Source organism: Geobacillus sp. Sah69 (genome assembly GCF_001414205.1).
Classification (GTDB): domain Bacteria; phylum Bacillota; class Bacilli; order Bacillales; family Anoxybacillaceae; genus Geobacillus; species Geobacillus stearothermophilus.
In genome coordinates this window covers 165,173-191,633 of the sequence record NZ_LLKS01000032.1, presented here as the reverse complement: position 1 = coordinate 191,633, position 26,461 = coordinate 165,173, and the positions used below count along the sequence as shown (strand labels likewise).

Below are 26,461 nucleotides of genomic sequence, written 5' to 3'. Positions count from 1 at the left end.
GTTATTTCCCCCTTACGATCGTTCCGATGTTTTCGCCTAAGACAGCGCGTTTAATGTTGCCTTCTTCCATGATTGAAAAGACGATAAGCGGAATGTTGTTGTCCATGCAAAGCGATGAAGCAGTCGAATCCATGACGCCAAGCCCTTGCTTGATGACGTCCAAGTACGACAGCTCGTCGTACTTAACAGCGTTGGCGTCAACGTTCGGATCGGCGCTGTAGACGCCGTCGACGTTGTTTTTCGCCATTAAAATGACGTCCGCTTCAATTTCCGCCGCCCGCAAGGCCGCCGTCGTATCGGTCGAAAAATACGGGTTGCCCGTGCCGGCAGCAAAAATGACGACCCGCTTTTTCTCAAGATGGCGGATCGCCCGCCGGCGGATGTACGGCTCGGCGACTTGCCGCATTTCAATCGACGTCTGCACCCGCGTCTCGACGCCGAGCTGCTCGAGGCTGTCCTGCAGGGCAAGCGAGTTCATCACCGTCGCCAACATCCCCATATAATCGGCTGTCGCCCGGTCCATCCCCATTTCGCTTCCCGTTTTTCCGCGCCAAATGTTGCCGCCGCCGACCACGATGGCGATTTCCACGCCAAGCTCAGCCACTTCTTTCACTTGTCTGGCGATCGACTGGATCACCGCCGGCTGAATGCCAAACCCTTGCTTTCCGGCGAGCGCTTCCCCGCTTAATTTTAATACGACACGTCGATATTTTGGCTGTTCCATGTCCGACCTCCATGATGCAAATCGCTTTGAAAAACAGGGAACACGCGCGTGTTCCCTGTTGCGGTCCATCACTGCTTTCTGACTTGGCTCATGACTTCTTCAGCGAAATTGTCTTGGCGCTTTTCAAGCCCTTCACCGACTTCATAGCGGATGAACTGTTTAACGGTCGCCCCGTTCGATTCCACATATTGGCGCACTGTGACATCTGGATTTTTGACGAACGCTTGCTCAAGCAGGCAGATGTCTTCGTAAAACTTTTTCAAACGGCCCTCAACCATTTTCTCGACAATATTTTCCGGCTTGCCTTCGTTTAACGCCTGCTGTTTCAATACTTCGCGTTCGCGGTTAAGTTCTTCCTCCGGCACATCCTCGCGCGAAACATATTTCGGATGGAGCGCGGCGATATGCATGGCCACGTCTTTGGCGACCTCTTCGCTGGCGTTGCCGGCTAATAACGTTAATACGCTGATGCGCCCGCCCATGTGCAAGTACGCGCCAAACGTTTCACCGTCCGCTTTGTTGACGACGGCAAAGCGGCGGAGCGTAATTTTTTCGCCGATTTTGGCGATCGCTTCGTTGATGTAGTCTTGGACGGTCGCGCCGTTGTCCATCGTTTGCCCGAGCGCCTCGTCAAGCGAAGCTGGTTTTTGTTTCAGCAAGTGGGCGGCCAGCTCTTTGACGAGCGTTTGGAACGACTCGTTTTTGGCGACGAAGTCCGTTTCCGAGTTCACTTCCAAAATGACGGCTGTGTTGCCTTCAGCAGCGACGTACGTCATTCCTTCCGCCGCGATGCGGTCCGCTTTTTTCGCCGCTTTGGCGATCCCTTTTTCACGCAGCCAGTCGATCGCCTTTTCCATGTCGCCGTTTGTTTCGGTGAGCGCTTTTTTGCAGTCCATCATGCCTGCGCCCGTTTTTTCGCGCAGCTCTTTGACCATTTGTGCTGTAATTGCCATGAATAAATCCTCCTTCTTTTGATCGCATATATGTATCGATGCCGGCAACGGATGCCCATTTTGCCCTTATTCGTTAGTATAGCCAAAAGTTGCTGACTTTTGTCTAAAAAAAGGTGATAAAAGGCTTTCCCCTCTTATCACCTTTCCTCCACCTTGCCTTACTCTGCTGCCACAGCGGCTTCTTCGCCTTGTTTCGCCTCAAGCACCGCATCGGCGATTTTCGACGTCAACAGTTTGACGGCGCGGATGGCGTCGTCGTTCGCCGGAATGACGTAGTCGATCTCATCCGGATCGCAGTTCGTGTCGACAATGCCGATGATCGGGATGTTCAACTTGCGCGCTTCCGCCACTGCAATCCGTTCTTTGCGCGGGTCGATGACAAACAGCGCATCCGGCAGTTCTTTCATGTCTTTAATGCCGCCTAAAAATTTCTCAAGCCGCTCTTTTTCTTTTTTCAAACCGATGACTTCTTTTTTCGGAAGAACGTCAAATACGCCATCTTCTTCCATTTTTTCAATTTCGCGCAACCGCTTGATCCGCTTTTGGATCGTTGCAAAGTTTGTCAGCGTGCCGCCAAGCCAGCGTTGGTTGACATAAAACATGCCGCAGCGTTCGGCTTCTTCTTTCACGGATTCTTGCGCTTGTTTTTTCGTGCCGACGAACAAAATTTTGCCGCCGTTCGCCGCCAGTTCGCGGACGAAGTTGTATGCTTCCTCGACTTTTTTCACCGTTTTTTGCAAGTCGATAATATAAATGCCGTTGCGCTCCGTGAAAATGTATTTTTTCATTTTCGGGTTCCAACGGCGCGTCTGATGTCCGAAATGGACGCCAGCTTCAAGCAATTGCTTCATTGAAATGACTGACATGCATGCTCCTCCTGTTTCCTTGTGGTTTTTGTGCCTCCGCCTGCCTCATCTTTCAGCAAGACTGGCGTTGCCAGCACCGTTGCTGAAATCATCAGGCGTGTGTATTCACACCATGTAAAAATATATCATAACCGCCGGCAGGAAATCAAGCTATTGTTCGCCCATTCGGCCGTTTTTTCGGCCAAATTTGAGCAGCAGTTCGACTTCTGTTTTTCCTTTTCCGAGCTTCTTCGCGATTTCTTCGACCGTCATCCCTTCGGCTTCGAGACGGCGGGCGATGGCGGCGGCATGGGCGGATGGCGGCGAAAAGTCGACTACATCTTCGATGGCGTCAACATCGGGAAAATAGTCCGACAGCGCGTCCATGGCGTCCGTTTGTTCAACCCGGCCGCTTCGCCCCAGCTCCGGCCGCTCCGATGCAGTTTGTTTCCGACCCGGCCTGTTTTCGCTGCCCGCTCCGTTTACCAGCCTGCTCTCTTTCTCATTGCTGGGCTCTGACTGCTGAGGCAGGCGGCTCTTGACGGGAGCCGGCGTCCGCTTGTCCGCCGCGGCGGCCGGTTTCGCGCTAAGCAGCGCATCCAACTCGGCCAAAAAGCGCTCATTTTCCTCTTTCCATGCCACGAGATGGGCCGCCATCGCCTCCTCAAGCTCCTCAGCCCGCCTCTTGGCTCTTGCTTCCTCTTCGCTTAGCCGCGACAAGCGCGTGTAAAGCAGGATGATCAACCAAAACGAAAACGCGTGCAGCAACAAGCTGACAGTCAGCCAAAATGCCTCCATCGTTGTTCACTATCCTTTGATGTCGATTGTTTTTCCTTTATAAGGATGACTCCCAAAACGGAGCGCGTCTCCCGCCCGTTTTCCCGTCACTTGGCGGCGCGCCTGCTCCGCTCGTTTTTCCTCCGCGGCTGCCCGCTGCGCCTGCACAACATGAGGGTGCTGCTGCGCCAAGGCGTGCTTGGACGCGGCTTCAGGCGCCTTCGGCATGACGCTTTGCAGCATCGGCAATTGGATGTCCATCTTCCCGCTTCCTTTCGCCTCATGAATCCCCGCTTAAAAAGCGGCGCAATTTCCACAGCGCTTTGGCATGAATTTGCGAAATTCTTGATGTCGACAGCTGCAAAAGACTTCCGATTTCCGTAAACGTCAGCTCTTCTTTGTAAAACAAACTGATGACGAGCTGCTCTTTTTCATTCAACCGTCGAATGCCTTCCGCCAACTGGTCGATCATTTCCCGCTTAATGGCTTCCTCTTCCGGGAGCAGGGCGCGGTCGTCCCGAATCGCCAGCGGCTCATCTTCGTCTTCAGCCGCTCCTTGTCCAAGCGGCAACCAAAGCGACCAAAACGTGTCGCTGGCCGCCGCCTGCACTTCCGCTTCCGTCATGCCAAGTTCAGCCGCAATTTCCTTCGCTGTCACCGATCGCATATACTGCTGCTCCAGCCGTTCGGCCGCTTCCTCGATTTTTTTCGCCTTGTCGCGCACACTGCGCGGCAGCCAGTCTTCTTTGCGCAAACCGTCCAATATCGCGCCGCGGATGCGGAACGATGCATACGTATCGAATTTCAAATCGCGCGATGGGTCAAACTTTTCAATCGCATCGTACAACCCGAGGAGCCCAAGACTGATCAACTCATCATTTGGCACAGAACTCGGCAGCGTCGCCGAAAGCCGCTGCACATGGTAGGAAACAAGCGGCATATAGCGCTGCACGAGCTCTTCAGCCGCGCGGCGGTCGCGGCCGTTGACCCAGTCGTCCCAATATTTCCGTTCTTCACCTTTTAGCGCGCTCCCCATCATTCTCCCCCTCGCCTCGCGGAAACCACATATCGTTCCATCATATTTCTTTTATGTCCTGGCACGCCGTGCGGATGGCCAGCACGCCCGTCTGCGGGTTAAACTCGATTGTGCGGCCGCTATGGCCCCCGACATCTTCGGCCACAATCGGGATATGAAGCCGTTCAAGCTGCCTTTTCACTTCCTCAACGTTGCGGGCGCCGATGCGCATCATGTCCCCGCCAGCTGCGGAAAACGAGAACATTTGCGCCCCTCCGGCCAACTTCGCTTTGAGCATGCCCTTCCGTCCTCCGGCGGCCAAGACGAGCTTACAAAGCGCTTCCACCGCTGTATCAGCGTATTTGGCGGCATTGACAACTCCCCCGCGCGCCATCGATGAATGCGGCAGCATCACGTGCGCCATACCGGCAACCGCTTTTCCGCTGTCATAAATGACGACGCCCACGCACGACCCGAGCCCGCATGTGCGGATGACGTTCGGCGCCACGACAACTTCCATTTCGGCAATGCCAACCTTCACTGCTTCTGCCGTCTTCATCCCCCCTCCACACCTAACGCTCGAAAAATAATGGAAAATGATTCTGGGTCAGGAAGAAGGAAGAAATGGCCGTTAATGCTCTCATTTGGCCGCCGGTCATCGTAAATAGCTGTATCGATCAAAATGGCGCAATCGCCGACGCGCGACAGCTCAAGCAAGCCAAACGACAGCACCGCTCCGATCATATCGATCGCCAGCGCCGGCACGGACGGATGCAAGTTTAACCGGGTGAAATCGGCGAGCGCCGACAAGTATGAGCCGGCCAAAATGTTGCCAAGTTCCTGCAGCGCCGACCGCCCGAGCTCATGGGCTTCGCCTTGGAACGAAAACGAGCCATCGCCCGTCATTCGGCGGACAAACTTCTCGGCCTGGTCCGGCGGCAGCACGAAAAACATGTTTCCCGGCGCTTCGCCTTCGACGCGCAAATAGACGCATGCCACCACTTGCTCCGGACCGCCGATCAGCTCCATCATCTCGGCAAATGTCGCAATTTGGACGCGCGGCACAGCCATTTCGATTTTTTTGTTGAGCAGCATGGACAAAGCGGTCGCCGCGTTGCCGGCCCCGATGTTGCCCATTTCGCGCAAAATATCAATGTGTGTCCCTGTTAAGTTGCGAATGTCGTCCAACCGCAAACGCCCCTCTCTCCGTTTTATTCACTTAAGACACTTGCCAAATCGAGCAAAATGAGGAGACGCTTCTCGACTTTCGCCACTCCGCAAATGTAAGCGGCCCCGATGGCGCCGATCGCCTCGGGCGGCTCAATGCTCGCTGCCGGAATATCGAGAACATCGTTGGCCGCATCGACGATCAACCCGACTTCGATATCCCCAAAGACGGCGATAATCATCCGCGTCTGCTCCCCGTATGGTTCGGGCGCAAACCCGAACCGCTCGCGCAAATCGATAATCGGCGTGACGACCCCGCGCAAGTTGATGACTCCTTTGACATAAGGAGCCGTTCCCGGCACGCGCGTAATCGGCTGTATTTTTTCAATGGAACGAACGTATTGCACCGGCAAGGCATATTCTTCCTCTTGCAGGCGAAATGCAATCACTTTCCAATCCGTCTGCACGCTCATGCTCATCGGTCGCTTCCCCCTTTTTCTGTTCAGCTTCCTCGCCCGGCGCCGCCAACGAAAAGGCCGCGTCCGCCCGCGGCCTTTTTCCAGCTCCGCCGGCATACAGTCGGCTTTCTATTTGACAAGCGCGTTGCAGTCAATAATGAGCGCCACCCGGCCGTCTCCCAAAATCGTCGCCCCTGAAATGGCGAAAACAGAAGATAAATAGTTGCCGAGCGACTTCAACACGACTTCTTGCTGGCCGATAAACGAGTCGACCGCCAACGCCGCCAGCTTTTCCCCTTTTCGCACGATGACAGCCGGCACCGTCTCGCTGTCATCCGACACGCCCGGCACAGCGAACACGTCCTTCAGCCGGACGAGCGGTACAACTTTGCCGCGGAAATCGATGACCGGCTGGTTATGGACATAGAACACGTCTTCTTTCCTAATGAGCGCCGTCTCCATAATCGATGACAGCGGGATGGCATACGTTTCCGCCGCAATTTGCACAAGCAGCACCGAAATGATCGACAACGTGAGCGGCAGCTGAATGGAAAACAGCGACCCTTGGCCGGGCCGGGAATCGACGGCCACCGTGCCGCCGAGCGACTCGATGGTGCTTTTGACGACATCCAAGCCGACGCCGCGCCCGGAAATGTCGGAAATATGATCGGCAGTGGAAAACCCGGGAGCAAAAATAAGCTCATACACTTGCTCATCGGTTAAATGCTCAGCCGCCTCGGGCGAAACGATGCCGCGGTTGATCGCCTTTTTCAGCACTTTTTCCCTAGAAATACCGGCGCCATCATCCTCGATTTCAATAAAGACATGGTTGCCGCTATGGTAGGCGCGCAATTGGATCGTCCCTTCCTCCGGCTTTCCGCGCGCCGCCCGGACGTCCGGCGCTTCAATGCCATGATCAAGCGCATTGCGGAGCAAATGGACAAGCGGATCGCCGATTTCATCAATGACCGTCCGGTCAAGCTCCGTTTCCGCCCCGATTACATCAAGACGCACTTTTTTGCCGAGCTCGCGGGCGAGCTGGCGCACCATGCGCGGAAAGCGGTTAAACACCGTTTCCACCGGCACCATGCGCATATTTAAAATGATCGTCTGCAAATCGCTCGAGATGCGAGACATCCGCTCGACCGTTTCCGTCAATTCGGCATGGTTCAGCTCGCGGGAAATTTGCTCAAGCCGCCCGCGGTCGACGACAAGCTCTTCAAATAAGTTCATCAGCATATCGAGCCGTTCAATATTGACGCGGATCGTTTTCGTCGCCTGTTTGGCTGTTTGTTTTTCCGGCGCCTCCGCTTCGGCCTGAACGGCCGCCGCCTGCTCCATAGCGGCCGGTTGTTGGGGCGCAGCCGCTTTCTCGCTTTCTGCCGGCGGTTCATTGCTCGATAGCATAGACACCTTGACGTCATCAATTTCCGAAATGCCCATCAGCCGCTTTTGCAACTCATCGGCTGGCGCTTTGGATACGACCGTAACGAGAAACTCCCGGTCAAACTGTTCTTCCTCCAGCATCTCGACCGGCGGCATTGCTTTCACAATTTCTCCGACTTCATTCAGCTGTTCAAACACCATATAGACGCGCGCTGCTTTCAACAAGCAATCATCGCGAAGCCGAACGCGGATTTCGTAGACGGAAAATCCCTGCTCCTTCGCCTGCTCGAGCACATGGTATTCAAATTCCCCATACGCATGTTCAAGGGGCGGTTCTTCTCTTGCTGCCTGCTTGTTCGGCATCTCCCCTTGCTCGATTCGTTTCAGCTGTTCGACTGTTCTCCTTACATCGCGCGTTCCGTCGCCGCCTGCAGCGATGGAACTGATCATCGCCTCCAAATGGTCGACGGCCTCAAAAATGACGTCAAGCAATTCCGGGGTAACGGAAAGCCGCCGATTGCGGATGCCATCGAGCACGTTTTCCATTTGGTGCGTCAAATTGGCTAAATCTTCAAACCCCATCGTGGCGGACATGCCTTTCAACGTATGGGCCGAACGGAAAATATCATTCACCACAGACATGTCCTCCGGAGTTTTTTCAAGTTCCAACAGCCGCTCGTTGATCGACTGCAAATGCTCTTTGCTTTCATCAATAAATAAATCCAAATATTGGCTCATGTCCATGCCGTTTCCCCCTCACTCCCCGATCAATTGGACGATGGCAGCGGCGATGCTGTCAAGCGGAACGATGACATCAACGACGCCAGCCTCGATCGCCGCTCTTGGCATCCCAAAGATAACGGCTGTCTCGCGCGCTTCCGCGATCGCTTTTGTGTTCCCGCTTTCCTTCAGCTTTTTCACCCCCGCTGTTCCGTCGCTTCCCATCCCGGTCATGATCACCGCGATTTTCCGACAGCGGCGAATGGCAGCGAGCGACTCGAACAACACGTCAACAGCCGGACGATGGCCGGCGCGCGGCGGCGATTCGTCGAAACGGGCTTTAAGTGCGCCGCCTTCTTCGCGAACGATGAGATGGACGCCGCCCGGGGCGATATAGGCGGTGCCATTTCGCAACAGTTCCCCGTCTTCCGCCTCTTTGATCGTGATCGCCGCCAGTGCGTTGAGCCGGTCGGCAAGCGATTTCGTAAACCCTTTCGGCATATGCTGAACGATGACGACCGGAGCGGCAAAATCAGGAGGCAGCTGCGTCAACACCGTTTCCAAGGCGCGCGGACCGCCTGTCGACGTGCCGATGGCGACGACCGTTTTTTGGCTGCGCGCCGTTTGGGCCGGCGGGCGCCGGACGGCAAGCGCCGGGCGGTGGGCGGCGAGCGCCCTTACATTCGCCTCGCTTGCGTGCAGCACTTTGCGGATCAGCTCATCTTTTACTTTGTATAAATCAAGCGAAATCGGGCCAGACGGCTTGGCGACAAAATCCACCGCCCCGTATTGCATGGCGGTGATCGTGTTTTCCGCCCCTTCCCTCGTCGTGCTCGACACCATGACGACCGGCAGCGGCTGCTTGTGCATGATGCGCCGCAGCGTTTCGAGCCCATTCATAACCGGCATTTCGACATCAAGCGTGACGACATCCGGGCGCAAGAGGGCGATTTTGTCGAGCGCCTCTTGGCCATTGCGAGCCGTCCCGACGACTTCGAGGCGTGGGTGCTCGGACAAAAAGTCGCTGATCCATTTGCGCATAAACGCCGAGTCATCGACGACAAGCACCTTGATCGTCTTCACGTTCCGTCTCTACCTTTCTAGCAAAAATTGGCGCAGCATCGCAAAAAAGCGGGGGATTTGACCCGGCGGCGCCGGCTCGCCCTCTCTGCCCATCGCATAGCGCCAAGCCATTTGGCGGACGGCCTGGCTCGCCTTCGCCTTCGGGTCAAGCAGGACAAACGGCATCTGGCTGACGACCGCGCGGGCGACAACCCGGTCTTCCGGCACAATGCCGAGCAGGGCAATCGGTTTGTTTAAAAAGCGCGCCGCCGCATCTTTCAGCCGCTGAAAGACGCCATACCCTTCTTGCCCGCAGCTCGTGCGGTTGACAATGATCGAAAACGGCGCTTCGCTGCCGGCGGCATGCATGTATTTCATCATGGCATAGGCGTCCGTCACCGCAGTCGGTTCCGGCGTCGTGACGATGAACACATCGTCGACCGACTTTAAAAAATAAAGACGCTCTTCCGATGCCCCCGCCCCCATATCAAAAATGAGATAATCATAGCGCGAGGCAATGGCCTGCAGTTCAGCCAAAAAATAGTCGATGCCCGCCATATCCAACGTCCGCCATTGCGCAACGCCCGTCCCCCCGGCGATATATGATAGTTGCCCCGGCCCGCTTTTGACGATGTCCGAAAGGGGCAGCCGAGTGGAAAACCAATCCGCCAATGTAAGCGGCGACGATTGACCGAGCAAAATGTCGATATTGCCCATGCCGACGTCCATATCGAGCAACAGGACGCGAAACCCGAGTTCAGAGAGCGATACGGAAAGATTGAGCGAAAGGTTCGATTTGCCGACTCCGCCTTTTCCGCTCGCCACCGCGATCGTCCGCGGCGAAGCCGGACGCCGTGGACGGCTTAACGCGCGGCGAAGCCGTTCCGCCTGGTCTCTCACCATCGATCCGCTCCAAACAACAGATGGACAAACCGGTCGGCTGACGCTTCCACCATATCGTCCGGCACGTTTTGCCCATTCGTTAAATAGGCAACGCCAACCCGGCTCTCGAGCAGAAAATTGACGACCGCGCCGTACGTATCGGTCTCATCAAGCTTCGTCACGATCAGCCGGTCAATCGGGAGGACGGAAAAGCGATCATAAATGGCTTTCATATCATTGTATTTTCCGGTGGCGGCGAACACGAGAAACGTTTCCGTCTCGCTGTCAAATTCGATCGTTTGCTGGAGCTCGGCAACATAGTGCGGGTTGCGGAAATTGCGGCCGGCCGTATCAATGAACACAACGTCGCAATCGGCCAGGCGCTGCTTAGCCGCCCGAAAGTCATCGGCGTTGTAGCACACCTCGAGCGGAGCCTGCAAAATGTGCGCATATGTCTTCAACTGGTCGATCGCGGCGATCCGGTACGTATCGGTCGTGATAAATCCGACTTTTTTTTCATGTTCAAGCACCGCGCGCCCCGCCATTTTGGCAAGCGTCGTCGTTTTTCCAACTCCGGTCGGGCCAAGCAGCAGGCGATATTTTTTCGTTCCTGCCGTTTCAGCGAACGGGAGCGGCGAAAGAAGATCGCGCACCGCTTCTTTCGCCCAGCCGGCAACTGCAGCAGCGGATCTCTCTTTTTTGTCCGCATACCATCGCTCAAGCAGGCGGTCCATCACTTGGCGGATGTAGCCATCGGCGAGGCCTTGCTGCAGCAGCCGCCGCTCCGCATCCATAAGCGGCGGCGGGTACAACAGCGACGACGTCCGGCCGGCCATTTGACGGACGAGCGCTTTCACTTCCCGAAGCTCGGCGGCCAACAAACCGTCCGCTTCCTCCCGCCCCGCCGGCCGTGAAGAAGCGGGGGCCTTCGCCTCTGACGCGCGGCGCGGCAATGGATCGGGATCGATGCCGGCCAGCACCTCAATCTTCTTTTTGGCAAACAAGCCGAACAGTCCGCCCGTTTGAATCTCCTTCGAGTGCAAAATGACGGCATCGCGGCCGAGCTCGGCTCGGACCATTTTCATCGCTTCGTTCATCGACGGGGCGACAAATTTTTTCACTTTCATTCGATTTCCACCATCCCCACGCTTTGAACTTCGACGTCAGCTTCGAGCTCGTTGTACGACAGCACCGGGATTGACGGAAAATGGCGCTCCGTCAGCTGCCGGACATACATGCGCACCGCCGGAGAACAGAGCAAGATCGGCGTTTGGCCGGCGAACGGGTGGCGGTCGAGCGCCGCCGCCACCGCCTCGACAAGCGCCTGCGCCCGCGCCGGATCAAGCGCCAAATAGCGTCCGTGCTCCGTTTGCTGCACCGCATCGGCAATCGTTTTTTCCGCCTTGCCCGAAAGCGTAATGACACGCAGCGGTTCGCCCGGCACGGCGTACTGCTTCGTGATTTGCCGCGCCAGCGCCTGGCGGACGTATTCCGTCAACAAGTCGGTGTCGGCGGTCAGGCGGGCAAAGTCGGCAAGCGCCTCAAAGATAAGCGGCAAATTGCGGATCGACACGTTCTCTTTCAGCAGCTTGGCAAGCACTTTTTGGACATCCCCGACCGGCAGCGGATTCGGTGTGACATCCTCAACCAGCACGGGGTGCGACTCTTTCAAATGATCGATCAACTGTTTCGTTTCTTGGCGCCCAAGCAGTTCATGGGCGTGGGCCTTGAGCACTTCCGTCAAATGCGTCGAAACGACCGACGGCGGATCGACCACCGTATAGCCGAGCATTTCCGCGCGGTCTTTGGCCGCCTCGGAGATCCACTTCGCCGGCAGGCCAAACGCCGGTTCAACCGTGTCAATCCCTTCGACCGATCCGTCATCAATCCCGGGGCTCATCGCCAAATAATGGTCAAGCAGCAGCTCGCCGCGCGCCACCTCTTCGCCTTTAATTTTCACTCGGTATTCGTTCGGCTGAAGCTGGATGTTGTCGCGGATGCGCACAACCGGAACGACGATGCCGAGCTCAAGCGCGAGCTGACGGCGGATCATAACGATCCGGTCAAGCAGGTCGCCGCCTTGGGCGGCATCCGCAAGCGGAATAAGCGCGTAACCGAACTCGAACTCGATCGGGTCGACATGCAATAGTTGAATCACGCTCTCCGGACTTTTTAATTCGTCAGCCGCCGCTATTTCTTCATCCGGCTGGACGGCAGCCGCTTCCCCCTGTTTTTGCTGCTCGACAAATCGGTAGCCGCCAAATGCCAGCAGCCCGGCGATCGACATTGTCAACGCATCGTTGATCGGGGTAAACAAGCCGAGCAGGAAAATCGTTCCCGCCGTGACGTACAACATTTTCGGAAACGCAAATAACTGACGCATAATGTCGCCGCTTAAATTGCTGTCAGACGCCGCACGCGTGACGATGATGCCGGTCGCGGTCGAAATCAACAGCGCCGGAATCTGGCTGACGATTCCGTCGCCGACCGTCAACAACGTATAGTGCTTCGCCGCCTCCGCCATGTCCATTCCTTGCTCAACAACGCCGATCACCATGCCAAACAGCATATTGATGATCACGATAATAATGCCGGCGATGGCGTCGCCTTTTACAAATTTGCTCGCTCCGTCCATCGCACCGTAAAAATCGGCCTCTTGGGCGATTTTTTCCCGCCGCTCGCGCGCTTCCTGCTCCGAGATCATGCCGGCGTTCAAATCAGCGTCAATGCTCATCTGTTTGCCCGGCATCGCATCGAGCGTAAAGCGGGCCGCCACTTCCGAGACACGCTCCGCCCCTTTTGTGATCACAATGAATTGAATAATGACCAAAATCAAAAACACGACAAACCCGACGACGACATCGCCGCCGACGACGAACGTCCCAAACGTCTCAACGACGCCGCCCGCTTCCCCCTTGCTTAAGATCGAACGGGTTGTCGAGACATTCAACCCGAGCCGGAACAACGTCAGCACTAACAGCAATGACGGAAAAACGGAAAACTGAAGCGGCTCTTTCGTGTTCATCGCCGTCAGCAAAACGAGCAAGGCGAGGGAAATGTTGATGATGATCAAAACGCTCAGCAGCCATGTCGGCAATGGAATGACGAGCATGGCGACGATGAGCACAACCATAATTAACACGGATAAATCTTTGAGCTGCGCTTGCATGGTTTTCTCCCCTTGCTGTTACCCTTTTCGTTTGAGCCGGTAGACGTACGCCAAAATTTCCGCCACTGCCTTAAAAAACGTCTCTGGAATCATGTCGCCGACGTCCGTCTGCCGGTAAAGCGCCTGCGCCAACGGACGATTTTCAACCGTCACGACGCCGTTCGCCTTGGCAATTTCCTTTATTTTCAACGCCACATAGTCAGCCCCTTTCGCCACGACAACCGGCGCCTCCATTTTTCCATCTTCATACTTCAGCGCTACCGCATAATGGGTGGGATTGGTGATGACAACATCGGCATTCGGCACCTCCTGCATCATCCGCCTCATCGCCATCTCCCGCTGTCTTTGCTTAATGCGCGATTTAATGAGCGGGTCGCCTTCCGTCTTTTTGAATTCATCTTTAATGTCTTGCTTCGACATGCGGATGTTTCGTTCAAACTCAAAGCGCTGGTACAAATAGTCAAACAACGCCAAAAACAAGAGCGCGGCCGCAGCATACAGCCCCATTTTCACCGTCAGCGCGCCGACAATGGCAAGCATGGCGGCCGGCGGCCTGGCCGCAAGCGCCGTGAGCTCATCCCATCCCCCGAGCAAGAGCATAAACACGACCGCACCGATGATTCCAGCTTTTAACACAGATTTTAACAGCTCGACAATGGCGCGCAGCGAAAAAAGCCGTTTTATTCCTTGCACCGGGTTGAGGCGGTTTCCGTCGATTTTGAGCGGCTCTACGGTAAACAAGACACCGACTTGCCAAAAGTTGGCCAGCCCAGCCGCTAATACGGCGGCAGCAAAAAATGGAGCTAACAGAAGCGCCGCATGGCGAAGCCAGTCGAGAAAGATGGCATGAAGCGAATCAATCGTCAGCGGAGCGGCGGCATAATCGGAAAGCGCACGCGCGAGCATGCGCAGCAACCCGTCCCGCTCATACGCTCCCGCCAGCGACAAAACGAGAAACAGCGCGAGCAATACGATGGCGGCCACCGCATCGCTGCTTTTGGCGACCTGGCCTTTTTCCCGCACTTCTTGCCGTTTGCGCGGCGTCGCCTTTTCCGTCTTTTCCCCGGCGAAAAACTGCAAATCAAGCCGCCGTTCGCCCACGTTACGCGCCTCCCAACAGCTGCATAAACTCGCGCAGCGACACAAACATAAGTTGAAACAGTTCGCGCGCCGAGGTCAACATTCCCCCGATCGCCGCAAACAACATGAAAAACGCAGCCGCTGTCTTGAGCGAAAACCCGACAGCAAAAATATTCATTTGCGGCACGGCGCGGGCGATGAGGCCGAGCGCCACATCGACCAAAAAGAGCGATCCGACAAGCGGGGCAGCCATTTGCACAGCGGCGGCAAACATCGCCGCGAACGTGCGCACCGCATACTCAGCCGCCCGCCCGTCGGCAATGTGCGGCCACCGGTCAAGCGGCAGCCAGTGATAGCTGTAAAACAAGCCGTCAAGCAGCAAATGATGCCCGTCAAGCATAAGCAGCAGCAAAAGCGCCAGCGAGTGAAGATACTGCCCGAGCAACGGGCTTTGCACCCCGGTTTGCGGATCGATGACGTTGGCGATGGCAAACCCGATTTGAAAATCGATCAAGCCGCCGGCGACTTGCACAGCCGCCATGACGATGGCCGCGATCAAGCCGAGCGCCAGCCCGACGAGCGCCTCTTTGACGACGAGCAATACATACACATCATCCAATGGAAGCGACGGCTTCGGCCCTGCCAAAAACATAAGCCAGCTGAAAAAAAACGCCATTCCAATCTTGTACGAAGCCGGCACCGTCCGGTACGAAAAGAGCGGCATGGCCGCAAAAAACGAAGCGGTGCGGGCGAAGATGAGCAAAAACGCGGGAAAATACGTCCATAGTTGTTCCATCATAGATCAGCCTATAAATGAAGCCAAATTGGCGAAAATGTCATGGGCGTACGACACCATTTTCGAGAGCATCCACGGCCCGAACAAGACGAGCCCGAGCAGGACAGCAACGATTTTCGGGACAAACGCGAGCGTCTGCTCTTGAATTTGGGTCGCAGCCTGAAAAATGCTGACAACGAGCCCGACAACAAGCGACAGCAGCAGCAACGGACCGCAAACGATCAACACGATGTAGACGCCTTGTTCGGCAAGGCGGATGATAAAATCGGCACTCATAAACGCCACCCATCTTTATTGAAAGCTTTGCAGCAACGATTTGACGACCAAATGCCAGCCGTCGACAAGAACAAATAGCAAAATTTTAAACGGCAGCGAAATCATCACCGGCGGCAGCATCATCATTCCCATCGACATCAAGACGCTGGCAACGATCATATCGATGACCAAAAACGGGATGAAAATCATAAAGCCCATTTGAAACGCGGTTTTCAGCTCGCTGATCGCAAACGCCGGGACGAGCGCGGTAAGCGGAATGTCGTTGACCGTTTTCGGCTGCCCGGCGCCACTGTATGATAAAAACAAGGCCAAATCTTGCTGTCTCGTATGTTGGCTCATAAACTGCTTGAGCGGAACAGCGGCGCGTTCGTACGCCTCATCCAAATCAATTTTTTCGGCAAACAGCGGCTCAAGCGCCTGATCGTGAATCTCTTTCCATGTTGGCGCCATGATGAAAAACGTCAAAAACAGCGCCAGCCCGATCAACACTTGGTTGGGCGGCATTTGCTGCGTGCCAAGCGACGTGCGCACGAACGACAAAACGATGACGATGCGCGTAAAACACGTCATCATGATCAAAATGCCGGGAGCAACCGACAAAATGGTAAGAAGCAAAAGCAGTTTCACCGATGTCGAGACATGCTCAGGCGCCATCGAGTTAAACATATGGACAAAGTCATTCATCGCCAGCCGTTCCTTTCTCTTTCAACCGCTTCAGCCACTCATTCCGCCTGTCGGCCATTCGGCTCATTTCCTCGGCAAACAGTGAGGAAAAGGACGGAGCCGGACCGCTTCCCCGTTTCGCTTTCGCTGTCCAATATTCACGAAGGCGGGACCCAAACGGGTGGAAGCTGGCCATCCGTTCGAGCCGCTCATTATGCTGCGCCAGCAGTTCGTTTATTTCGTCTTCATTGCTGATTTCCCGCAGCAGCTGGATCGAATCGCCAACGCCGATGACGAGCAGCCGGTTGCCGACTTTGATGAGCTGAACAGAGCGGTTTGCCCCGACGCTCGTTCCACCGAGATTCTCAATGAGACCCTTTGACCCGAAAGCAGGCGAATGGCGGCGGGAAAGCCATTTTAACAGAGCGTAAAGAAGAACGAGGACAAAGACGGTCGCCCCGATGAGCCGGAGCACATCGGAAGCAGACACCGCATCAGCCGATTGATTCGCTGTCGGTTTTGTCTGTTGCCCGGCCGGCGTTGACGGCCCGCACGCATCCGGATGCTGCAGGCAATCGGCGACCGTCGGGCTTTGGACAGCCGACACCGGCGGCGCCCCAAACAAGATGGCTGCCGCCAGCAATCCCGCTGCCCATCGCCGTATGGCCATCAACATCCCCTCACCTCTAATCGCCTAGCCGATCGTTTTGTTAATCGCTTCAATGACGCGGTCCGCCTGGAACGGCTTGACAACGAAATCTTTCGCCCCGGCTTGAATGGCGTCAATGACCATCGCCTGCTGCCCCATCGCCGAACACATGATCACTTTGGCGTTGCTATCGATTTTTTTTATTTCTTTAAGCGCCGTAATCCCATCCATCTCCGGCATCGTAATATCCATCGTCACAATGTCGGGGCGCGTCTCCTTATATTTTTCGACCGCCTGTCTCCCGTCCGCCGCTTCAGCGACGACCTCATGCCCATTCTTCGTCAAAATGTCTTTAATCATCATCCGCATAAACGCAGCATCGTCGACAACAAGCACTCTTGCCATATCTCCCTACCTCCTGCCATGCACATTATTTTAGCCGTTTTAACCGATCGCTTTGGCTGACAATGTCGGTGATGCGCACGCCGAAGTTTTCATCGATCACGACCACCTCGCCTTTGGCGATCAGCTTATTGTTGACAAAAACGTCGACCGGCTCGCCGGCCAGCTTATCAAGTTCGATGATCGACCCGGTGGACAATTGCAAAATCTCTTGCACCGAGCGTTTCGTCCGTCCCAGTTCAACCGTCACTTGCAGCGGCACATCAAACAGCAGCTCCAAATTGCGCGCCTCCGCCGCGGCAAGCGGTGGGGCGTCAAACTCAGCAAAATCAGCTGCTTGAATATGCCGCCCAGCTGCGCTTTTGCCTTCATCCAGGCGCTCAGCCGGCGCCTCCGGGAAACGGTTCGCCGCCGGGGAAGAAGGGGCGCCGGCCTCCGCATAGGCGTAGGCGGGCTGCGGCTCCGGCTCCACGGACAGCGGCGCCCCAGCCGGCAGCTCAGGCCGGTTTTCCTCCCCCCCTGCCGCCGCACCAAGCAAATAGGTGACCATTTCTTTGGCAAAATCAACGGGCAGCAGCTGCATGATGTTCGAATTAATTAACGTGCCGATTTTCAGCCGGAACGACACTTTAATCAAAAAGTCTCCATCCGGCAAATATTCCAGACCTTTTCCTTCGCTCAAATCAAGAAGATGGATCGTCGGCGGGGAAATGTCGACCCGCTTGCCAAAAACAGTCGACATCGACGTCGCCGCTGACCCCATCATTTGGTTCATGGCTTCCTGCACGGCGCTCAGCTGAATTTCCCCAAGCGCGCTGTCGGGCGCCGTTCCATCGCCGCCAAGCATCAAATCGGCGATAATGGCGGCGTCCCGCTGCTCAATGACCAGCAAGTTGATCCCGTGAAACCCTTCCGTGTAATTGACTTGAATGGCGACATACGGCCGCGGGAACTCATCCGCGATGCGCGTCCGCTCGATCACCGAGACGTTCGGTGTCGTAATCTCGACTTTTTGGTTCAATAACATGGACAGCGCCGTCGCTGAGCTGCCAAAGGAAATATTGCCAATCTCCCCTAGAGCGTCCTGCTCGAGCGGGGTGAAAATATCGTGAAGCGCCGGTGCGCGGTCACGGCTGTCCATTCCGCGCAACAGAGCATCGATTTCATCTTGCGACAACATTCCGTCATTCATCATGTCCTGCTTCGTCCCCCTCGATCATCGCTAAAATTTGCACCGCCAGCTTTTTGTTCCGTTTCCCCGGTTGGCCGATAAATTTCGGAATATGGCCGATTTTGATGACAAGCGGATCATGGATCGACTGCCCGAGCTGGATGACATCTCCGACCTCGAGCTGCAAAAATTCGCCGACGGTAACAGCCGCTGTGCCAAGTTCGGCGACAATCGGCAGTTGAGCCGCGCGGATGCCTTGCTCAATTCGTCCCGCTTCCTCGGGGGAACGCTCTTTTTTTTGCGCCTGCATCCAGTACTGCACCGACAGCCGCGGCATAATCGGCTCCAAAACGACGTGCGGAATGCAAACGTTCATCATGCCACGCGCCTCGCCGATTTGCGTGTTGAGCGAAATGACAACGACCGTATCGTTCGGCGCGATCATGCGCAAAAACTGCGGGTTGACCTCAAAGTCGACAAACAGCGGATCCATTTCCGCCACCGACTCCCACGCATCGCGCCAATAGGCAAACGCCTTGTCGAACAAGTTGGACATGATGCGTGTCTCAATTTCCGTGAGGTGCTCCACTTTGTCCATGCCGGCGCCGCGGCCGCCCATCACCCGATCGAGCATGGCATAGGCGATATTCGGATTGATTTCCAGCAGCACATGCCCGTCGAGCGGCGGCACTTCAAAGACGTTAATGATCGTCATTTTTGGAATCGAGCGGACGAACTCTTCGTACGGAATCTGGTCGGCCGATGCGACCGAGATTTGCACATACGTGCGCAGCTGGGCGGAAAAAAACGTGGTCAACAGGCGGGCGAAGTTTTCATGAATGCGCGTCAAGCTGCGGATCTGGTCTTTGGAAAACCGAAGCGCCCGCCGGAAATCATACGTTTTGACGCGCCGCCCTTCCTCTTCTTTTTTCAGTTCTTCCGCATTCATTTCTCCGGCCGAAAGCGCGGCAAGCAGCGCATCAATTTCACTTTGCGATAGTACTTCGCCGGCTGTCATGTCACCTTCCCCCCTTCGGATGGCAGGCTACTGGAGGATAAAGGAGGTAATGTAGACGTTCTCCACTTTCCCTTCCTGCATTAACGCATTAATCTGTTGTTTCAGCTGCTCTTTCAACGCCGCCATTCCTTCTTTTCCTTTAAAGTCGGCCGCTTTCATTTCCGAGAGCTGTTCGATGATTGCATCCTTAATCTGGAAATCACGCTTCTCCGCTTCTTCTTTTCCTTTGTCGCTGTCGGTTTGAATTTTAAAGGAGATTTTAATATAACGGCCGTCCGCCAAATTCGTTGTCATTTCCGGAATGTCGATCGAACTGTCCGCCAGTTCATCGGCGCTTGGCGCCTCCTGTTTTTCTTTGCCGGTCAGGTTCATAACGGCAACAAGCGCCGCCGTGCCGGCCAAGGCAATGACCGCTAGCACGATGACCATCGTTTTGAGTACTTTATTCCCTTTCACGGTTCAATCCTCCTGCTTCCGGCAAGCGAAACGCGCCAATTTGCCGGTAAAATTCGCTCGCCAACGCCGCGACTTGTTCGACCGTCTCGCGCACGACGAATTTTTTTCCGTTCGTCAGCGTCACGGTCGTGTCGGGAAATGCCTCGATTTGTTCGATGTACAACGCATTGAGCACAAATCGTTTGCCGTTGAGCTTCGTCAGCGGAATCATCGGCAAGCGGGCATCAGCGTCCAACAACAGCTGACGCCCTACCTCCTATTCTACTTTTTCAAGTTGATAAGTTCTTGCAAAATTTCATCCGATGTCGTAATGATGCGCGTGTTTGCCTGAAAACCGCGCTGGGCGACGATCATTTCCGTAAACTCCTCAGCAAGGTCGACGTTGGACATCTCAAGCGCCCCGGAGACAATCGTTCCGGTGCCGTTCGCTCCCGGCGCCCCTGTCGTTGGCGCGCCGGAGTTGGTCGTTTCGCGGAACAAGTTGTTGCCGGCTTTTTCTAATCCGTCATTGTTTGCAAATTTGGCCAGCTGAATTGTGCCGATCGTACGTAAAGTCCCAGAAGCATCCACAATGGTCACTTTGCCGTCCGCCCCGATGCTCAAGCTTTTCGCATATGTCGGAATTTGAAGGCGGCTATTTCCCACACCGAGCAAATATTGGCCATCGGCATTGACAATATAGCCTTGCGAATCGAGATAAAAATTCCCGGCTCTCGTATACATGCTGCCGGAAGCGTCGCCGACGACGAAAAACCCGTCGCCGGAAATGGCCAAATCAAGCACGCGGCCGGTCGTTTGCAAGCTGCCTTGCGTATGGACGGTGTCGATCGCCGCCAGCTGCGAACCGAGCCCGACCTGCTTTGGATTCGTCCCGCCGCGGCCGGCGTTCGGCCCTCCCGCTCCGGAAATCATTTGGCTCATTAAATCTTTAAAGATCGTTCGTCCTTTTTTAAACCCGTACGTATTGACATTGGCGATATTGTTGCCGATAACGTCAAGTTTTGTTTGGAAATTGCGCATGGCGCCAATGCCGGAATACATCGAACGAAGCATTCGCTCTCTCTCCCCTCTTATTCGTGTTGTTCGACTGTCATCACCGCGTCAGCGGCAATCGTCGCTCCGTTATCGAGCCCGAGAACAATGTTCCCGTCTTTTTGCGTCACCGATTTGACAACCGCGCTCATCGTTGCATCGCCTTCTTGCCAGTGCACCGTTTTGCCGATCCATTCGCTGTAGCGCAAAAGCGCATCACGGCTTGACACTTGCATCCATTTCTGCATCAAATTGGCGATGTTCATCATTTGCTCAAGCGAGGAGAAGCTCGCCATTTGCGCGATAAAGTCTTTATCTTCCATCGGATTGAGCGGATCTTGGTTTTCGAGCTGGGCGAGCAAAATTTTGAGAAAGTCGTCTTTTCCTAAAATTTGATTACCCGTTTTCCGTTCCGGCTGAACCGCGTTTGCCATCCATAAGCTTCCATCAATCACATTCGTTGTCATCCTCGTTCTTTTTCCCCCTTATGCGTCAGCTTCGATCCCGTCTAGCGCTAACGGGAAGGAAGATGATGGCTCCCGCTTTTGTTTTTGCCGCGATTCGCCCTGCTGCTGCCCTCCTTGGCGATTCCCGGAATACGGCGGCATCGCGGAGCTGTCATAATCCGACCAAACGGTCCATTTTTCGACCGTGATGGAACTCGCATCAAGCTGCTGAGCAAGCTGCGGCAAGTGGTTGCGGATCAACTCTTCCGCCGCATCGGTCGCCACAAGCAGCCGGGCGGTCAATTTTCCGCCTTCTTGCGCCATTTTCACCGTCACCGTTCCAAGATGTTCCGGATGAAGGCGAATAACAAGCTGCATAACGCCGTTTGGCAGCTTCACCCATCGGCCGAATTGCCATGCACGGGCTACTTGCTCGACAAACGAACTTTCCTTCCCTGCTTCCACCGTCCCCGCCTCATGGCCGCCAGGGACGAATGGAATCAAAGAGGCAAGGTTTGTCGAAACGAGCACACTATGCAGCTGGCGAGCGTCCTCCTGCTGCCGTAAAGAGGCTGGCCCGTACATCGAAGATAAAACTCGCGGCGCCAGCCAGCTGCTTTCACCGTTGGAATGCACCGCCATTTCCTTTCTAGCTCCCTCGGTTCGCGGCAAAATTTGTGAGAAAGGCGGCTGGTGTTCGCCATCGAAACGCCCGTTCATTTCTTTGGCCTGTTGTTCCAGCCAAGCAGCTTTGTCCAACCCGCTATTTTCATCCGTCTGTAGCCAAAAAGACGGAACGGCTGCCAGCGCTTTTGCACCAGCCCCTTCTTGGTTAACTCTTCCGCTTTCCCCATCAGCCGCCAAGGCTTCACCATCATTGTATGCAGCCGCCGGAGGGGCGTTTAAAACGTTGGCAGCGCCAACGTGCATAGCTGAAGCGGCCAGCCATAACGGCTCTGTCCATTCGTCTGTTATTCGCGGCTTCTTTCCTTCCGGCTGGGATGACCGTTCAATCCCCTCCTCAACCGGCAGCTTCCCGGTTTGCTTTTGCGCCAATAATGCCGCAAATGCGCTGGAAGCCGCTGTCTCTTTTCTCGCTGTCAGCTCCACGCCCGTTGGCTGCGGTGCAACTGCTGCGATCATCACTTTCATTCAGCCCCCTCCTCTCTCCCTGCCCATTTATGCAATGACGAAAGCAAGTTCGCCGCCTGCTCGGCCGGCATTTGTTCTAAAATAGCCGCGGCTTTGTCGCTATCGAGCCGGCTCAGCACCTCAAGCGCTTCATCCTCCGGCAGCTTGGCTAAAATAGCCGCGGCCTGCTTGTCTGACATGGCGTCGTACATGCTGATGACATCCACCGCAGACGCTTGTCCGCCGCCTTTTTCCTGCTGGGTCGGCAGCTGTTGCTGCGTCGACAGCCGGGCAATTTCCTCGTCTTTTGCCGCCAATTCGCTTTTTAGCTGCTCAATTTGCTTTTTTTGCTTGGCGATCGTTTGGTTTTGCCGCTTGATCGTCTGCTGTTGCGTCTCGATCGTGTTGGCCAGCGTCTTTTCTTTCTTCTTCCAATCAAACCATTCGGCGACGAACGGCACGCTGTCCACCCATTGTTTCGCCTTCACCGCATCAATGCCGGCCGCCTTTGCAATCAGCAAGAGGAAGAAAGCCGCAAAGAGGCTCGGGACGACAACGACGAACAACATCCATTGCCACCGGCTTGCCGTTTCTTCCTGCTGAAGTTTGCTGCCCGCCATCTATAACTCTCCTTGCCGCACAAAGCGCTGAACGGCTATTTCATCGAGCAAACGGCTTTCGGCCTCTTTTTCGCGCTGCTCTGTCCACCGCCGCACGCGCTCCTGCATTTTCTCATACTTTTTCACTTCAATATTGAGCTCAATGAGGCGCTGGTGCCGGCACTGCATTTGCTCGCGCGCCCGCATGACGATGAGCTGATAGTGATCAATGGTTTGTTGCAAACTGGCGAGATACTGCAGCGTATGGCGAATGGCCCCGACAGCGAGGCCATCTTGCAGCCGCCTGTCCCTTTCCGCCTCGCATCGTTCTTTTTCCTTGAGCAACTTGTACAGCGCCTCGGCCGCCTGCTCAAACTTGTGCACCGCTTCTTCGTATTCAGCCAGCGCTGCTTTCTTTTCTTTTTCCTTCATCGTCCATAGTTTTTGCAGCCGAAATGTCGACATCATTGTGGATCACCCTTCCCCCTCTTAACGCTGTGCCCCCGTCATGGCGGCGAAATGAGACGGAAAAGGGCATCAATGCTTTCGGCGCGCGTCGCCTTTTCCTCTATTTCTTGGCGGCAAAACGCCATCATTTGCGGATAACGTTCAATCGCCTCATCAATTTCTCGCGATGCCCCCCGCTTGTACGCCCCTATTTGAATCAAATCCTCCGAATCGATATAAGTGGAAAGGAGACGGCGGAAACGGTTCGCTGCTTCGCGGTGCTCAGCGCTGATAATATGAGGCATGACGCGGCTGACGCTTTTCAGCACGTTAATGGCCGGGTACTGGCCTTTATTCGCGAGCTGGCGTTCCAACACAAAATGGCCGTCCAAAATGCCGCGCACCGCATCGGCAATCGGCTCGTTCATATCGTCGCCGTCAACGAGCACCGTATAAAACGCGGTAATGGTGCCTGAGTCGCTCGTCCCGGCCCGCTCGAGCAGCTTCGGGAGCAAGGCGAACACCGACGGGGTATAGCCCTTTGTAGTCGGCGGCTCGCCGACAGCCAACCCGATCTCCCGCTGCGCCATCGCGACGCGGGTGACCGAATCCATCATCAGCATGACATCCGCCCCTTGGTCGCGGAAATATTCGGCGATCGCTGTCGCGGTGTACGCCCCTTTGACACGCATGAGCGCCGGTTGGTCCGAGGTGGCGACAACGACGACGGAACGGGCCAATCCTTCCGGCCCAAGATCGCGCTCTAAAAATTCGCGCACTTCGCGCCCCCGCTCGCCGATTAAGGCGATAACGTTCACGTCAGCCGATGTGCGGCGGGCGATCATTCCCATGAGCGTGCTCTTGCCGACGCCGGAACCAGCAAAAATGCCGACCCGTTGCCCTTTCCCGACCGCCAGCAGACTGTCGATGACGCGCACGCCGACTTCAATCGGCTCGGCGATCGGCGGCCGGGTGAGCGGATTGGGCGGATCGCGGTCGACCGACACAGGCTTCAGCCCGGGCGGCAGTGGGGCACCGTCCAACGGTTGGCCGAGCGGATCAAGAACCATGCCGATGAGCGCATCGCCCACATACACTTCGAGCGGCTTGCCGGTCGCTTCCACCAAACAGCCGGGGGCGATATGCGTCATGGCGGAAAACGGCATGAGCAAGACGTGGTGCTCGTGAAAGCCGACGACTTCCGCCGGAATTTTCCGGCCACTCGTTTCATGAATGTAGCAAAGGTCGCCGATCGAGCTGCCCGGACCTTTCGATTCGGTCATGAGCCCAACGACGCGCGATACTTTGCCGAATCGTTTGTACAAATCGACGGTGGCGATGTCCTCAAGAAGCGCCTGCCAGTTCAGAGGACATTCCCTCCTTCAGCCGTCTGTAGAGCGCTTCGCGCAGCCGTTCAAGTTGCATGTCTACGCTGGCATCGATGCGGCCGAACGGCGTTTCCACGAGACAACCGTATTCCGGCAACGCCTCATCCGGATAGATGAACAAATCGACACGGTGCGGAAATAGCGATTTCAACAATTCTTGCTGTTCGGCTACCGTCTCATAACAACCCGGATGCACGTAAACGGACACTTCCGTTTGCCGCCGCACTTCCTGCAGCACTTGGCGCACAAGCGGCAAAAACGCGCTCCGGTCTCGCTCGAGCGTGGCGCCGATGATGCGTTCCGCCGCTTTCAGCGCCACTTCGAGCATCATCTCATCCGCCGCCTCGACCTTCGCATAAAATTCGTGATTCATCCGCTCCGCCAAGCGGCGGGCTTGGTCGATCCATTCGCGGTGTTCGCGAAGCGCCGCCTCGCGCCCGGCGGCGTAGCCGTCTTCGTACCCTTGGGCGCGCGCTTCCTGCCTAAGCCGGTCTTTCTCGCGCTCCCATTGCTCCCGTTCACGGGCCAGCTGTTCGCGCACCGTCTCGCAATATTGCTCGGCTTGGCGGCGAAGCGCGGCCGCCTCTTCTTTGGCGGCGGAAATCGCCTCGATTTCCTTTTGCCGATCCTCGTTCGAAGGCGGAACATCGAAAATGCAGCGCTGCACAGCGATCGTCTTTTTGCCGGCGCGCCCGGCCAATGCCGGCGCTTTAATGACGCTAGACAATAATATCATCTCCTCCCCCGCGGGCGATGACGATTTCCCCGGCTTCCTCGAGACGGCGGATAATGGCGACAATGCGCGATTGCGCTTCTTCCACATCACGCAGCCGGACCGGGCCTATATATTCCATTTCTTCTTTGAACGTCTCGGCCATTCTTGTTGACATGTTGCGGAAGACAATTTCTTTCACTTCATCACTCGCCACCTTAAGCGCCAGCATAAGGTCATTGTTATCCACTTCGCGGATGACGCGTTGAATGGCGCGATTGTCGAGCGTAACGATGTCTTCAAACACAAACATCCGCTTTTTAATTTCTTCCGCAAGCTCGGGGTCTTGAATTTCCAAAACCTCTAAAATCGTCCGCTCCGTGCTTCGGTCGACTTGGTTCAGCACTTCGACGACCGCCTCAATGCCGCCGGTTTGCGTGTGATCTTGCATCACTGTCGCCGACAGCCGCCGCTCCAAAATTTGCTCGACTTCGCTAATGATCTCCGGCGACGTGCTGTCCATAAGCGCGATGCGCCTGGCCACATCGGCCTGCATCTCTTGCGGCAGCGCTGATAAAATCTGCCCCGCCTGCGCCGGGTCTAAATACGAAAGAATGAGAGCGATCGTTTGCGGATGCTCATGCTGAATAAAGTTTAACAGCTGCATCGGGTCGGCTTTGCGGGCGAAATCAAACGGCCGCACCATAAGCGCTGATGTCAGACGGTTGATAATGTTCATCGCCTTGTCCGGGCCGAGCGCTTTTTCCAACACTTCTTTCGCGTAGGCGATGCCGCCTTGGGCGATGTAATCCTGCGCCAAAGCGAGCTGCCGGAATTCCTCAAGCACTTCCTCTTTTTGCTCGGCCGCCACTTGGCGGACGTTGGAAATTTCGAGCGTCAGCTTTTCAATGTCTTCTTCGGATAAATGTTTATAGATGGAGGCCGATACGTCCGGGCCGAGGGAAATGAGCAAAATGGCTGCCTTTTGCCTGCCCGTCAGCCCGCCTTTCCGATCGCGTTTTGCCATACGCCGCTCC

At 55.7% G+C, this 26,461-nt stretch carries 32 protein-coding genes; all 32 read right to left on the bottom strand.

What is annotated here, in order from left to right; genetic code table 11:
- Position 1: 1 nt before the first annotated feature.
- On the bottom strand, positions 2–724 hold the full coding sequence (gene pyrH, locus AP057_RS07465) for a UMP kinase (protein ID WP_033008098.1): 723 nt from the start codon (positions 722–724) through the stop codon (positions 2–4).
- Between the two features lie 68 nt (positions 725–792).
- Positions 793–1,677: a translation elongation factor Ts gene (tsf, locus tag AP057_RS07460; RefSeq protein WP_033016875.1), complete on the bottom strand. Its 885-nt coding sequence runs from the start codon at positions 1,675–1,677 to the stop codon at positions 793–795.
- Between the two features lie 158 nt (positions 1,678–1,835).
- Positions 1,836–2,543 (bottom strand): 30S ribosomal protein S2, encoded by a 708-nt coding sequence (gene rpsB / locus AP057_RS07455; RefSeq protein WP_021322279.1) that lies wholly within the window; start codon positions 2,541–2,543, stop codon positions 1,836–1,838.
- Between the two features lie 150 nt (positions 2,544–2,693).
- Positions 2,694–3,320, bottom strand: a complete 627-nt coding sequence (locus AP057_RS07450; protein WP_033016877.1) for a hypothetical protein — start codon at positions 3,318–3,320, stop codon at positions 2,694–2,696.
- 9 nt (positions 3,321–3,329) lie between these two features.
- Positions 3,330–3,560: a hypothetical protein gene (locus tag AP057_RS07445; RefSeq protein ID WP_033016878.1), complete on the bottom strand. Its 231-nt coding sequence runs from the start codon at positions 3,558–3,560 to the stop codon at positions 3,330–3,332.
- Between the two features lie 19 nt (positions 3,561–3,579).
- Positions 3,580–4,335: a FliA/WhiG family RNA polymerase sigma factor gene (locus AP057_RS07440; protein ID WP_055358419.1), complete on the bottom strand. Its 756-nt coding sequence runs from the start codon at positions 4,333–4,335 to the stop codon at positions 3,580–3,582.
- Positions 4,336–4,375: 40 nt separating this feature from the next.
- Complete coding sequence (locus AP057_RS07435; protein WP_033016882.1) at positions 4,376–4,873, bottom strand: chemotaxis protein CheD; 498 nt, start codon at positions 4,871–4,873, stop codon at positions 4,376–4,378.
- Entirely contained in the window at positions 4,870–5,502 is a 633-nt protein-coding gene (locus AP057_RS07430; protein WP_055358418.1) for a chemotaxis protein CheC, read from the bottom strand. The genes AP057_RS07435 and AP057_RS07430 overlap by 4 nt, the downstream gene beginning before the upstream one ends.
- 23 nt (positions 5,503–5,525) lie before the next feature.
- Positions 5,526–5,960, bottom strand: a complete 435-nt coding sequence (locus tag AP057_RS07425) for a chemotaxis protein CheW (protein ID WP_055358417.1) — start codon at positions 5,958–5,960, stop codon at positions 5,526–5,528.
- Positions 5,961–6,068: 108 nt separating this feature from the next.
- Complete coding sequence (locus tag AP057_RS07420; protein WP_055358416.1) at positions 6,069–8,069, bottom strand: chemotaxis protein CheA; 2,001 nt, start codon at positions 8,067–8,069, stop codon at positions 6,069–6,071.
- 12 nt (positions 8,070–8,081) lie between these two features.
- On the bottom strand, positions 8,082–9,128 hold the full coding sequence (locus AP057_RS07415; RefSeq protein ID WP_055358415.1) for a chemotaxis response regulator protein-glutamate methylesterase: 1,047 nt from the start codon (positions 9,126–9,128) through the stop codon (positions 8,082–8,084).
- A 9-nt stretch (positions 9,129–9,137) separates the two neighbouring features.
- On the bottom strand, positions 9,138–10,010 hold the full coding sequence (locus AP057_RS07410; protein WP_049624605.1) for a MinD/ParA family protein: 873 nt from the start codon (positions 10,008–10,010) through the stop codon (positions 9,138–9,140).
- Positions 10,004–11,116, bottom strand: coding sequence for a flagellar biosynthesis protein FlhF (flhF, locus tag AP057_RS07405; RefSeq protein WP_033015974.1), 1,113 nt, complete (start codon positions 11,114–11,116; stop codon positions 10,004–10,006). The genes AP057_RS07410 and flhF overlap by 7 nt, the downstream gene beginning before the upstream one ends.
- Positions 11,113–13,158 (bottom strand): flagellar biosynthesis protein FlhA, encoded by a 2,046-nt coding sequence (gene flhA / locus AP057_RS07400; protein WP_049624604.1) that lies wholly within the window; start codon positions 13,156–13,158, stop codon positions 11,113–11,115. The genes flhF and flhA overlap by 4 nt, the downstream gene beginning before the upstream one ends.
- A gap of 18 nt (positions 13,159–13,176) precedes the next feature.
- On the bottom strand, positions 13,177–14,259 hold the full coding sequence (flhB, locus tag AP057_RS07395; protein ID WP_055358414.1) for a flagellar biosynthesis protein FlhB: 1,083 nt from the start codon (positions 14,257–14,259) through the stop codon (positions 13,177–13,179).
- 1 nt (position 14,260) lies between these two features.
- Positions 14,261–15,034: a flagellar biosynthetic protein FliR gene (gene fliR, locus AP057_RS07390; RefSeq protein ID WP_055358413.1), complete on the bottom strand. Its 774-nt coding sequence runs from the start codon at positions 15,032–15,034 to the stop codon at positions 14,261–14,263.
- A 6-nt stretch (positions 15,035–15,040) separates the two neighbouring features.
- The gene (gene fliQ, locus AP057_RS07385; protein ID WP_033008116.1) at positions 15,041–15,310 is read right to left on the bottom strand and encodes a flagellar biosynthesis protein FliQ; all 270 of its coding nucleotides are present in this window, start codon (positions 15,308–15,310) and stop codon (positions 15,041–15,043) included.
- A gap of 15 nt (positions 15,311–15,325) precedes the next feature.
- Entirely contained in the window at positions 15,326–15,994 is a 669-nt protein-coding gene (gene fliP, locus AP057_RS07380; protein WP_033008117.1) for a flagellar type III secretion system pore protein FliP, read from the bottom strand.
- Positions 15,987–16,643, bottom strand: a complete 657-nt coding sequence (gene fliZ, locus AP057_RS07375) for a flagella biosynthesis regulatory protein FliZ (protein WP_055358412.1) — start codon at positions 16,641–16,643, stop codon at positions 15,987–15,989. Before fliZ ends, fliP begins: the two co-directional genes overlap by 8 nt.
- Positions 16,644–16,667: 24 nt before the next feature.
- On the bottom strand, positions 16,668–17,027 hold the full coding sequence (locus tag AP057_RS07370) for a response regulator (protein WP_033008120.1): 360 nt from the start codon (positions 17,025–17,027) through the stop codon (positions 16,668–16,670).
- 25 nt (positions 17,028–17,052) lie between these two features.
- Positions 17,053–18,219: a flagellar motor switch phosphatase FliY gene (gene fliY / locus AP057_RS07365; RefSeq protein WP_055358411.1), complete on the bottom strand. Its 1,167-nt coding sequence runs from the start codon at positions 18,217–18,219 to the stop codon at positions 17,053–17,055.
- Entirely contained in the window at positions 18,209–19,213 is a 1,005-nt protein-coding gene (fliM, locus tag AP057_RS07360; protein ID WP_055358410.1) for a flagellar motor switch protein FliM, read from the bottom strand. The genes fliY and fliM overlap by 11 nt, the downstream gene beginning before the upstream one ends.
- 27 nt (positions 19,214–19,240) lie before the next feature.
- Complete coding sequence (gene fliL / locus AP057_RS07355; protein ID WP_033015988.1) at positions 19,241–19,669, bottom strand: flagellar basal body-associated protein FliL; 429 nt, start codon at positions 19,667–19,669, stop codon at positions 19,241–19,243.
- Positions 19,656–19,880 carry a flagellar FlbD family protein gene (locus AP057_RS07350; protein ID WP_033016021.1) on the bottom strand — a complete coding sequence of 75 codons (225 nt, stop codon included), beginning with the start codon at positions 19,878–19,880 and terminating at the stop codon, positions 19,656–19,658. The genes fliL and AP057_RS07350 overlap by 14 nt, the downstream gene beginning before the upstream one ends.
- 50 nt (positions 19,881–19,930) lie before the next feature.
- Positions 19,931–20,722 (bottom strand): flagellar basal body rod protein FlgG, encoded by a 792-nt coding sequence (flgG, locus tag AP057_RS07345; protein ID WP_055358409.1) that lies wholly within the window; start codon positions 20,720–20,722, stop codon positions 19,931–19,933.
- Positions 20,723–20,739: 17 nt separating this feature from the next.
- Positions 20,740–21,168 carry a flagellar hook assembly protein FlgD gene (flgD, locus tag AP057_RS07340; protein ID WP_049624596.1) on the bottom strand — a complete coding sequence of 143 codons (429 nt, stop codon included), beginning with the start codon at positions 21,166–21,168 and terminating at the stop codon, positions 20,740–20,742.
- An 18-nt stretch (positions 21,169–21,186) separates the two neighbouring features.
- The gene (locus tag AP057_RS07335) at positions 21,187–22,299 is read right to left on the bottom strand and encodes a flagellar hook-length control protein FliK (protein WP_033015991.1); all 1,113 of its coding nucleotides are present in this window, start codon (positions 22,297–22,299) and stop codon (positions 21,187–21,189) included.
- Positions 22,296–22,898 (bottom strand): MotE family protein, encoded by a 603-nt coding sequence (locus AP057_RS07330; RefSeq protein ID WP_049624595.1) that lies wholly within the window; start codon positions 22,896–22,898, stop codon positions 22,296–22,298. Before AP057_RS07330 ends, AP057_RS07335 begins: the two co-directional genes overlap by 4 nt.
- Entirely contained in the window at positions 22,899–23,345 is a 447-nt protein-coding gene (fliJ, locus tag AP057_RS07325) for a flagellar export protein FliJ (protein WP_055358408.1), read from the bottom strand.
- Positions 23,346–23,383: 38 nt separating this feature from the next.
- The gene (gene fliI / locus AP057_RS07320) at positions 23,384–24,691 is read right to left on the bottom strand and encodes a flagellar protein export ATPase FliI (RefSeq protein ID WP_080706533.1); all 1,308 of its coding nucleotides are present in this window, start codon (positions 24,689–24,691) and stop codon (positions 23,384–23,386) included.
- Entirely contained in the window at positions 24,669–25,448 is a 780-nt protein-coding gene (gene fliH, locus AP057_RS07315; protein ID WP_033016002.1) for a flagellar assembly protein FliH, read from the bottom strand. The genes fliI and fliH overlap by 23 nt, the downstream gene beginning before the upstream one ends.
- Entirely contained in the window at positions 25,432–26,451 is a 1,020-nt protein-coding gene (gene fliG, locus AP057_RS07310) for a flagellar motor switch protein FliG (RefSeq protein WP_055358407.1), read from the bottom strand. The genes fliH and fliG overlap by 17 nt, the downstream gene beginning before the upstream one ends.
- Positions 26,452–26,461 lie beyond the last annotated feature (10 nt).

Coding starts and splice junctions, on each gene's coding strand:
- pyrH (WP_033008098.1), bottom strand. CDS start 724: ATGGAACAGCCAAAATATCGACGTGTCGTATTAAAATTAAGCGGGGAA.
- tsf (WP_033016875.1), bottom strand. CDS start 1,677: ATGGCAATTACAGCACAAATGGTCAAAGAGCTGCGCGAAAAAACGGGC.
- rpsB (WP_021322279.1), bottom strand. CDS start 2,543: ATGTCAGTCATTTCAATGAAGCAATTGCTTGAAGCTGGCGTCCATTTC.
- AP057_RS07450 (WP_033016877.1), bottom strand. CDS start 3,320: ATGGAGGCATTTTGGCTGACTGTCAGCTTGTTGCTGCACGCGTTTTCG.
- AP057_RS07445 (WP_033016878.1), bottom strand. CDS start 3,560: ATGGACATCCAATTGCCGATGCTGCAAAGCGTCATGCCGAAGGCGCCT.
- AP057_RS07440 (WP_055358419.1), bottom strand. CDS start 4,335: ATGGGGAGCGCGCTAAAAGGTGAAGAACGGAAATATTGGGACGACTGG.
- AP057_RS07435 (WP_033016882.1), bottom strand. CDS start 4,873: ATGAAGACGGCAGAAGCAGTGAAGGTTGGCATTGCCGAAATGGAAGTT.
- AP057_RS07425 (WP_055358417.1), bottom strand. CDS start 5,960: ATGAGCATGAGCGTGCAGACGGATTGGAAAGTGATTGCATTTCGCCTG.
- AP057_RS07420 (WP_055358416.1), bottom strand. CDS start 8,069: ATGGACATGAGCCAATATTTGGATTTATTTATTGATGAAAGCAAAGAG.
- AP057_RS07410 (WP_049624605.1), bottom strand. CDS start 10,010: ATGGTGAGAGACCAGGCGGAACGGCTTCGCCGCGCGTTAAGCCGTCCA.
- flhF (WP_033015974.1), bottom strand. CDS start 11,116: ATGAAAGTGAAAAAATTTGTCGCCCCGTCGATGAACGAAGCGATGAAA.
- flhA (WP_049624604.1), bottom strand. CDS start 13,158: ATGCAAGCGCAGCTCAAAGATTTATCCGTGTTAATTATGGTTGTGCTC.
- fliR (WP_055358413.1), bottom strand. CDS start 15,034: ATGGAACAACTATGGACGTATTTTCCCGCGTTTTTGCTCATCTTCGCC.
- fliQ (WP_033008116.1), bottom strand. CDS start 15,310: ATGAGTGCCGATTTTATCATCCGCCTTGCCGAACAAGGCGTCTACATC.
- fliP (WP_033008117.1), bottom strand. CDS start 15,994: ATGAATGACTTTGTCCATATGTTTAACTCGATGGCGCCTGAGCATGTC.
- fliZ (WP_055358412.1), bottom strand. CDS start 16,643: ATGGCCATACGGCGATGGGCAGCGGGATTGCTGGCGGCAGCCATCTTG.
- AP057_RS07370 (WP_033008120.1), bottom strand. CDS start 17,027: ATGGCAAGAGTGCTTGTTGTCGACGATGCTGCGTTTATGCGGATGATG.
- fliY (WP_055358411.1), bottom strand. CDS start 18,219: ATGATGAATGACGGAATGTTGTCGCAAGATGAAATCGATGCTCTGTTG.
- fliM (WP_055358410.1), bottom strand. CDS start 19,213: ATGACAGCCGGCGAAGTACTATCGCAAAGTGAAATTGATGCGCTGCTT.
- AP057_RS07350 (WP_033016021.1), bottom strand. CDS start 19,880: ATGATTCCGCTGACGAAGCTCAACGGCAAACGATTTGTGCTCAATGCG.
- flgG (WP_055358409.1), bottom strand. CDS start 20,722: ATGCTTCGTTCGATGTATTCCGGCATTGGCGCCATGCGCAATTTCCAA.
- flgD (WP_049624596.1), bottom strand. CDS start 21,168: ATGACAACGAATGTGATTGATGGAAGCTTATGGATGGCAAACGCGGTT.
- AP057_RS07335 (WP_033015991.1), bottom strand. CDS start 22,299: ATGAAAGTGATGATCGCAGCAGTTGCACCGCAGCCAACGGGCGTGGAG.
- AP057_RS07330 (WP_049624595.1), bottom strand. CDS start 22,898: ATGGCGGGCAGCAAACTTCAGCAGGAAGAAACGGCAAGCCGGTGGCAA.
- fliJ (WP_055358408.1), bottom strand. CDS start 23,345: ATGATGTCGACATTTCGGCTGCAAAAACTATGGACGATGAAGGAAAAA.
- fliH (WP_033016002.1), bottom strand. CDS start 25,448: ATGATATTATTGTCTAGCGTCATTAAAGCGCCGGCATTGGCCGGGCGC.
- fliG (WP_055358407.1), bottom strand. CDS start 26,451: ATGGCAAAACGCGATCGGAAAGGCGGGCTGACGGGCAGGCAAAAGGCA.